Source organism: Geminocystis sp. M7585_C2015_104, from assembly GCA_015295805.1.
In the GTDB taxonomy this organism is placed as follows: Bacteria; Cyanobacteriota; Cyanobacteriia; order Cyanobacteriales; family Cyanobacteriaceae; genus DVEF01.
This window is the reverse complement of sequence record DVEF01000013.1, coordinates 1-3316: the sequence shown is the minus strand read 5'-3', so window position 1 is coordinate 3316 and position 3316 is coordinate 1. Positions and strand designations below refer to the sequence as shown.

The window sequence follows — 3316 nt, the reverse complement described above, 5'->3', positions numbered from 1 at the left end:
TTATTAGACTGTGTAGCCGCATGCCTATCAACATGTCTATCTGGGAGAATAACCCCTTTAGTTTTCGGGGGTTATTTATGTGGAGAATCTGACAGTCGGGGATTGTTTCGGCTACCTTCTGACATACTGGTAAATCCTGTGACGGCTGAAAAGGTAACAACAAGATACTGCATTTAGTAACTCTTTGTAGCTCTAGGAAAGTCTGGATAAGGGTTTCTAGTTTCTGGGGGGAAAGGAGGGGGTGTTGTCTGAGATTAACGGCGATTCTGGGAGATGGGGGCAACTGTAGATCTGATGGTACTATACCATCCAAAGCCCACACGGGATCCGCGGCGGTGATAAATTTAAGCCCCCATTTTTCTAAAATCCTTGCCGACTCGTTGTCTCTAACACTAATCCCATTACATTGGGCCAATACCAGTTTAGTTAGCCATCTTATGATAGGATTGCGGATAGGGCCAATCCCTTGGGCTATGGCAAAAGTTTTTGCTCCTTTTAGCTGTGCCAGTCTCATTAGGGCGAGATAATATAGGGGGCTTTTCCAACTGGTTACATCTTGGATAAGACTACCTCCACCCCATATAAACACGTCATTTTTCCCCAAACAGAGGAGCTGTTTTACAACGCCAAGTCTTGAGTAACTCTTGTCTACTGCATAGTCTCTTTGGGTCTTCTTGGGGTTGGCAGAGACGACTATGGTCTGATAGAATTTACCGGGGGCAGATAAAAGGAGGTGTCCCTCCGAGTCACCGACGGGTTTAGGTCTGGCCAGTTCCTCTAATTGGGATAGAATGGAAACCAGTAGGGCTTCATCACCAACATTACCTTGTCCATAATAGCCACATATAATTACTTTTATGACTTTCTCTGTCCTCCCCATGATATTTTCCATAAAAACCTACTACTGGTTCTGGTAGTATTTGTATCCTGTTGGGAAACTTCTATCTTTCCTGTAATACTGCCTGTTTAAGAGGGGAAACCAACTGTCTAGCTATTCTTACTGCCTCCCACAAAAGAGATGGGTGTTTTTCTAACTTGTTGTCGATGGTGGTTTCCTCTAGTTTTTGCAAGATGGGGTATACCAGCCTCCTGGCTTTGCTGCCATAGGCTATGCCGGCGATGGCGGGGATGAGGTTTAAACTCTTCAGTTTGGTTATGGTATGCTCATTGGTGCCCCCTGCCAATTGGATAAACCCCTTTAGGTTTAATTGCCTGACCTGTTGGGCATATTTTATAGTCAAATGGGTAGTGCCCTCACCAATATCCCCACTCATGGGGCGTCCATCTGTTTGCCAGATTAGTGGTATTGTCACCGGTTGAACGTATTGGTGAATTTGTCGTAGGTAGCTTATCACATCATTGGCATAGGGGCAACTGATGGCTATAAGTTTTAGTTTTGCCAGATAAGGCCTTACTGTTTGCCACAGATTGGTAAACCTATCCCAGTGTCCTTGTTGAGTGTGTATTTCTATGGCATCTATGGGCAGTTCATCTAACCATTTTAAGACAACATGGGCTGAGACAATATGGGACTCGGTGTCAATTATACCTATTGGACAAACTGGCAGACAGCGCCCACAACCATAACATAGTTCTTTATGTATTCCGTTATACTTGAGAAAATTGATGGCGCCGGCAGGACAAATAGTTTGGCAGGGGCGGTGACAATCTGGAGGACATAAGTTAGAATTAAAGGAGGCTTTGCGGAAATGGGGGTCCTCCCCATCATTGATGCTTATCATTAAAAAAGGACGGGGAGACGGTTGCAAGTCGAGGGCCACTTCAATCCCTTCCAGGGCAGCGAGAATTACCGCTTTGTATGCTGCCACGTCAATACAATCCACCCCTGCAAGGGTGTAAATAAGGGCTAGGTTGCGGATGAAGGGGAGGTGTTGGTAACTGGCGCCACAGATTAGTTTAACCCAACTGCCCCGTTTTAGGGATTCTATGGGAGAACTATACATCAGCTCTATCCAGGTAATAATATAAGAGAGGTTACTTGGTTTAATTATCCGCCTGCCTCTGCCATTTCGAAGACACGGTTATTCCAGTCTTTTACTAGGAAATTGAGAGGTTTTTCTGTGCGAATTTTGTACTTGAGACGACGGGATTGAACTCTTAGTAGTATGGCTTCTAGACATTCCCTGTCAAAACAGACATGACGTTGACAGTTTTTATAACCAAAACTTGCACCTCCAATCACATGTATTTGGGTGTTCCTCTTCAATTGGTACCATAACCCCTCATTGTGTCTAGGGACATTATAATTGAGGCCAGAACCTAAATAAAGGGGGTCAAGGGCGCCCACTCCCAGACTCTGATCATAGTTGTAGTAATAGTGTAAAGGTACCTCCGCTACTGGCAACTCCAATAAGTCTTCATAAAATTCCTTAGCAACATTCAGATCTGATACCATAATTGTATAAACCTTGGGGGCACTACTCAAAAACATCCACATGGCGCCCCCATAGGCTATCAATAACATTACCATTATTCCCGGGGTGGAGAAGAGTGTTTCTCCCAATTCCGGCAGAAGTGCCATCCAGATGTTGTTGACGATTTTTATACTCCCCTCTATCAGCATATCTGTTTGAAAATTCACCTATTGTTTTCCTATTATTATATAGGCAGGTGCTGGTCTCCTGCTTTTTACCTTTTCTGCCACGGCCAATTTTTAATAGTTTTGTCCAGAAATAAACCACTAGTTGATAAATTTTATATTCCTTCCATAAGCAGTTATGGAGTCAGTGGAATAATTCTCCTGATGTGTTTTGTTGTTTATTTTAAATTTTTATCGGAATATGCTGTCTATTTCTTCTAGGGATTAATAATAATTATTTTTTCCTCCTCTTCCGGAAACTGAGGTATCCGGCAAGTGTTAACCTCTCTGCTCTGCCCCTAATGGTATAGATTGAGATTATGATATTAAACTATTTTTGCAACTCAAAAATATTGGGATCGGCTTTTAATATCTTAAAAATGTCTTAAATAATGGATGTTCACTTTACATAAAATCCTCAGATAAAATGTCTTATTTATATACAATAAATGGCGGCAAAATGTATATATAATAGTTGTATATCACAAATAACAAGGACGAATTTGGCAAAAAATAGGGTAATAAAAGAGAATTTTTAGGACAAAAAAAGTGGTCCAATTCTATAACAGAAGTAGACCACACCAGGGCAAACTTTTCAACCATCTGCCGCCGTACATTATTGCCATTTACTTGTGGCCAGCAGAAGCAAGGGTATAATAATAAACATCTAACTATCGCCCTACTGCCTCCCTTTTGCCCCCCGCTGTTCCCTAGAGA

Annotated in this window: 3 protein-coding genes; all 3 read right to left on the bottom strand. The window is 42.3% G+C overall.

Annotated elements, in window-relative coordinates:
* Positions 1-880: polysaccharide pyruvyl transferase CsaB (gene csaB, locus IGQ44_01515; GenBank protein HIK36657.1), on the bottom strand; the 880-nt coding region annotated here is incomplete at its 3' end.
* Positions 881-941: 61 nt separating this feature from the next.
* The gene (locus tag IGQ44_01510) at positions 942-1964 is read right to left on the bottom strand and encodes a 4Fe-4S binding protein (GenBank protein HIK36656.1); all 1023 of its coding nucleotides are present in this window, start codon (positions 1962-1964) and stop codon (positions 942-944) included.
* Between the two features lie 44 nt (positions 1965-2008).
* On the bottom strand, positions 2009-2584 hold the full coding sequence (locus tag IGQ44_01505) for a glyoxalase-like domain protein (protein HIK36655.1): 576 nt from the start codon (positions 2582-2584) through the stop codon (positions 2009-2011).
* Between the last annotated feature and the right edge of the window lie 732 nt (positions 2585-3316).

What these genes read in the sequence shown, in the direction of transcription:
- IGQ44_01505 (HIK36655.1), bottom strand. Translation starts at nt 2,584, where the DNA reads ATGCTGATAGAGGGGAGTATAAAAATCGTCAACAACATCTGGATGGCA.
- IGQ44_01510 (HIK36656.1), bottom strand. Translation starts at nt 1,964, where the DNA reads ATGTATAGTTCTCCCATAGAATCCCTAAAACGGGGCAGTTGGGTTAAA.